The sequence below is a fragment of the Flavobacterium selenitireducens genome, from assembly GCF_014748335.1.
In the GTDB taxonomy this organism is placed as follows: Bacteria; Bacteroidota; Bacteroidia; order Flavobacteriales; family Flavobacteriaceae; genus Flavobacterium; species Flavobacterium selenitireducens.
The window spans coordinates 1-5,561 of sequence record NZ_JAAVIY010000027.1 but is presented as its reverse complement, the minus strand read 5'-3'; the positions used below and the strand labels follow the sequence as shown (position 1 = coordinate 5,561).

Annotated in this window: 2 protein-coding genes; both read left to right on the top strand. The window is 50.9% G+C overall.

Annotation, left to right across the window (positions count from 1 at the left end):
- A partial coding sequence (locus tag HC229_RS16470) for an OmpA family protein (RefSeq protein WP_191019548.1) occupies positions 1-305 on the top strand: 305 nt, incomplete at its 5' end.
- Between the two features lie 222 nt (positions 306-527).
- Positions 528-5,561: fibronectin type III domain-containing protein (locus HC229_RS16465; protein ID WP_191021598.1), on the top strand; the 5,034-nt coding region annotated here is incomplete at its 3' end.

The following is a 5,561-nucleotide window of genomic DNA, read 5'->3' as shown; positions in this document are numbered from 1 at the left end:
ACATCACCCGCGAGGGGGCCTTCGAGCTCGACAAGCTGGTACAGGTACTTGGCAAGTATCCGGAAATGGTGATCATGGTCAAGGCCCACACCGACAACCGCGGCTCGGATGCCTACAACATGGCACTCTCCGAGCGACGCGCCCGATCGACCGTGCAGTACGTCCTGTCCAAGGGCATCAAACGCGAGCGCATATCCGGAAAAGGCTATGGCGAGAGCGAGCCCAAAGTGGACTGCGGCGAGGCCTGCACCGAGGAACAGCACGCTCAAAACAGGCGTAGCGAGTTCCTTATCGTAAAGCAATAAGCGTTAACATCTTACACTATAGAAGCCCAGATTGATTTTCAGTCTGGGTTCCTTTTTTTTGGCGAAATCTCAGAAATCGAATATTAATAAGAATAATTCTTTTAAGAAATTACTTGAAAAACAGGAATAGTTAAAAATATCAATTTGCTAACATCTTACATATTTTTTGTTAAATTTGGAATCCTTTAAACTAAAATTTATTAACAACCAAAATTCAACTCCATGAAAAAAATTACTTTGCTGTTTTTCATGATGCTTCTTGGTTTTCTCGGCCATTCCCAAGGTCTAGTAGAAAATTTCGACGATGCATCTGTGACAGTTCCCACCACACCGGGACCATGGGTGCTACCAAGCGGAACTTGGCAGATTTATGATAACAGTGTTGGAACGTTCAACTGGACGTTGAACACAACATCGACATTTCCTGCCAATACCAATCCGCGAGCAGCATACATCAACCGGGGAAACATCGGGATTGGAAACGTCTCCAGGGATTATCTGGTTTCGCCTCTGATCACCGTTCCGGCAAACCCTCAACTATTGTTCAATACCAGGACAACGCTTGCCGGATTCGACAATACCGTATTTGAGGTCAGGGCGGCATTGGGAACATCCGACCCGAACGATCCTGCTTCGTTTACAATTGTTTTGGGAACCTGGAACGATGACCTGATCAACACCGTATACAACCAATACGAAGAAAAGGCGCTTACGATTCCTGCAACTGTCGGAACAAGCATGTACCTTGCTTTTGTTAAGGTTCAGACACAGCCAGGCACAGGTCAAACCGGTGAGCGTTGGCTTATCGACGATATCCGGCTCATCGAAAAGTGTCAGGACGCCGAACAAGAAACGCTTACGGCCACTACGCTAGCCACAAGCGCCAACCTAACCTGGGATGGAACCGGAAACAACCAATGGGAAGTCCATGTGCTTCCGGCCGGAGTCACTTTCAATCCTACCGCAGGAACGCCTATCATTGTGACGGGAACACCGTCGGTTACGGTAACAGCTACTACCCAACCTACGGCAACGCCACTGCAACCACTTACGACCTATGTTTACTACGTAAGATCGATATGCGAATTTTCAAATGGAGAATGGATAGGCCCGAGCGGCGGTTTCACTACGCAAGCGCTTCCACCGGTGTGTGGCGGTAACTTTGTCGACCCGGGAGGGGCTAATGACGAATATTCACCCAATACAAACTCGACAATCACGATTTGTCCTCAGACACCAGGCGATCTGGTAACCGTTACTTTTACTGCTTTTGCAACTGAAACGAACTGGGATGCCTTATACGTTTTTGACGGAAATTCAACTTCTGCACCTCAAATAGCGTCGACAAACGGCCCTGGGAACGTTCCAGGTGGTTTGGCCGGCGGTTATTGGGGAAATGCGATTCCAGGCCCGTTTGAATCGACGAGCGCCGACGGATGTCTTACCTTTAACTTCCGCAGCGACGGAAGTGGCCAATATGCAGGCTGGGCGGCAAACGTAACTTGCGGACCACCACCTGCGTGTCCTAAACCAGGAGGCGTCCAGGTTGGAGGCGTCACGTCTTCGAACGCAACGGTATCTTGGGCAATCATTGCGCCTGCCACTTCTTGGGAAGTCATTGCGGTTCCTTGTGGTTCCCCGGCTCCGACTCCTACGACAACAGGTTTCGAAGTTTCTACCAATACTTACACGTTTACTAATCTAAACCCGTCTCAGTGCTATAACTTCTACGTTCGTGCAAATTGTACGGAGTCGGATAACGGCATGAGCGATTGGACGAATCCTGTAACTGCGAATACCTTGGTTGCGCCTCCGGTTTGCGGCGGTACGTTTACCGATGAAGGTGGAGCAGGGGATTATCCGAACAACGCCAACACAACCTGGATCGTTTGTCCTCAGACGCCGGGTGACATCGTTACCGTGACTTTTACTGCTTTCAACACAGAGGCGACATGGGATGCGTTATACGTTTTCAGCGGAAACTCTACCGGAGGTATCCAAATCCCATCGACAAATGGCCCGGGCAACGTTCCAGGCGGCCTTGCAGGTGGATTCTGGGGAACTGCCATACCGGGTCCGTTTGAATCTTCAAGTGCAGACGGATGTTTGACCTTCAACTTCCGCAGCGACGGTAGCGGCATCCGCTCAGGATGGGTTGCCAACGTAACATGTGCACCACCGCCACCATGTCCTAAGCCGATTGGTTTCACGGCATCGAACCCGACTTCGAATTCAGTCGTGCTTTCGTGGACCAACGTCCCTCCGGGAACAACCTGGCAGGTAATCGCGGTTGCCTGCGGTGCTCCGGCTCCAACTGCCGATACTGACGGATGGCTACCTGCAACTACGACAACATTTACTTATCCTGGCCTTAACTCTTCGACTTGTTACGATTTTTATGTTAGAGCTGATTGTAGTTCTACAGCAAACGGAATTAGCCCATGGGCAGGACCAAGATCTGCCACGACATTGATCGCCCCACCTGAATGTGGAAACGTCTTTGTTGACGAAGGTGGTCCGGCGAACTATCCGAACAACTCCAACACAATCTGGACGATTTGTCCTGATAATCCCGGAGATATCGTGAGTGTCGTCTTTACGACGTACCAGACGGAAACGAATTGGGATGCGTTGTATGTTTTTGATGGAAACTCTACATCGTCACCTCAAATTGCAAGTACAAATGGACCGGCAAACGTTCCTGGCGGATTGGCAGGAGGTTTCTGGGGCAATACGATCCCTGGCCCGTTTGAATCGTCAAGTGCCGACGGATGTCTTACTTTCTGGTTCCGCAGCGACGGAAGTGTCCAGCAGCAAGGTTGGACGGCTAACGTAATTTGTACGCCTCCTCCGACATGTCCTAAGCCGAACGAACTTACAGCCAATACGATCACGTCGACGACTGCCAACCTAACTTGGAACCAACCGGCAAACGGCGAAGGTTACGTAGCTTCGAACTGGGAAATCCTTGTTTTGCCACAGGGCTCTCCGGTGCCAACGACACCTGGAATTCCAACGGGATCGGTTTATGCGGCTTCTTCATTACAGCCGGCGACTTGTTACTCGTATTACGTCAGGGCAATCTGTACCGATACTGATCAAAGTGCTTGGGCAGGACCGTTCAATTTCTGTACGAAGCCATTGAACGACGAGTGCGCCAACGCAGTCACGGTTCCAGTCAACCAGGATTTGCTTTGCGTCCAAACGACAAACGGATCGATCGCGGGAGCTACGGCATCAAGCCAGGCTTCTACTTGCGCCGATGCGGCTAACGACGACGTTTGGTACCAATTTACGGCTACCGCCGATACACACATTATCTCTTTCGGCAACGTCACGCCTGCTACCGAACTAGCATTTGGATTGTTCATAGGCGATGACTGCGGCAACATGACGGAAGTAAGCTGCACACAAGGAAATAGCCTTATCGCGGGATCGTTGACTCCGGGTGCGCACTATTTCATCCGCGTGTTCTCTACTTCTCCTCAACCACAAACTTCTTCGTTCTTCCTTTGCGTTGGAACCGTTCCTTGTAGCGAGGCGCCATCATTCTGCTCTACGCAGCCGGTGACGTATCAGAACGCTACGAATGTTCCGAGTTTGGGCCAGATCGGATGTTTGTTCACAACGCCAAACCCTGCGTTCTATTTCCTGCAAGTAAATCAGGCCGGGCCGTTGAACTATTTGCTGACTCAGAGTACGTCTCCGGGCGGACCGCCAAACCTGGATGTCGATTACGTAGTTTGGGGACCATTCCCGGACAATGCTACAGCTTGTGCGGCAATTCCGAACAACCCGCTTCCACAGGGGACTTGTCCTAATTTGCACGCATGTAGTTATTCTGCGGCTCCTACAGAAACCATGTGTTTGCCGAACGCCCAGCTTTGCGAGGTTTACGTGGTCATGATCACCAATTTCGCCAACCAGCCAGGCTTCGTCACGTTTACACAGACCAACGCAACCACTCCTGGAGGCGGACAAACCGAGTGTTATCCTGACAACAGTTTCAACTACAGTCAGGTCGCTTATTGCCAGAATGCACCGGATCCTACGCCGACATTGGCGACCGGAGCGGTTGCAGGAGGCGTATATAGTTCGACGGAAGGATTGATCATAGATCCAGCAACAGGTACTATCGATTTGTCAGCCAGTGCGCCTGGAACTTACGTCGTGACGAGTACTTATTCCATTTCAGGTGAGGTTACGTGTGAGAACTTCGAGAATGTTATCCGTACAAGAACTGTAATTATTACGCCTGTTCCGGATGCTTCCATCGCTTATCCGACACCTGCCGTATATTGTATCAGCGCTCCTGTCCAGCTTGCCGCGCATACAGGAACTACAGGCGGAACTTACTCCGCTACTCCTGCCGGCTTGTTCATCGATGCGATCAGCGGAACCATTGTTCCTAACGCGAGTACGCCTGGAATTTATACGGTTTCGTACGTTATTCCAGCGTCCGGCGGATGTGCTCCGTTTACCGCAACTACACAGGTGGAAATCCTCGATGCTCCGAATGTGGTGCCTCCTGCCACTGCCACGTATTGTGACGAATATGAATTGCCGGTACTTTCAAGCGGTGCATATTATTATCAAGCCGGAGGTCAGGGTGATCCGATTCCTGCCGGTACGGTCGTTACCCAAACTACCACGTTCTACGTTTTTGCGACGAACGGTACATGTAGTGACGACGAAACTTTCACCATTACGATCAACGAGACGCCTGATTTGAGCGGAATCCAGACAGAAGTCGGAGGGTGCGAAAATTATGTGGTTCCGACTCCTGAATTTGGGCATTATTACGATGTCGCAGGTGGATCGGGTACGATTATAGACGGTACGATCATTACTTCTCCGACAGTTATCTATTACGGAGCAGCTAACGGTTCATGCTATGCAGAAGTTGCAGTTAACGTTTCGGTCGGAAACATCATCGCCGATCAGTTGCCTGACGCCACTGCATGTGACTGCTTTACTCTTCCTGCACTTTCGCCAAACAACAACTACTACACAGGTCCTAACGGAACTGGTACGCAGTTGACAGCCGGACAATGTATCACGGCTTCTCAGACGGTGTACATCTGGGCTGCGGTTGGAGAGAGTTGTTCTAACGGAAGCGAATTCGAGGTTGTGATCAACGCCACGCCAAACGTTGGTGATTTCCAGGCTGTTGTTGCCTGCGACAGTTATGCGCTTCCGGCCCTGGCGGTTGGCGGCTATTTTGGCCAGCCTGGCGGAGTGGATCCGATCACGGGT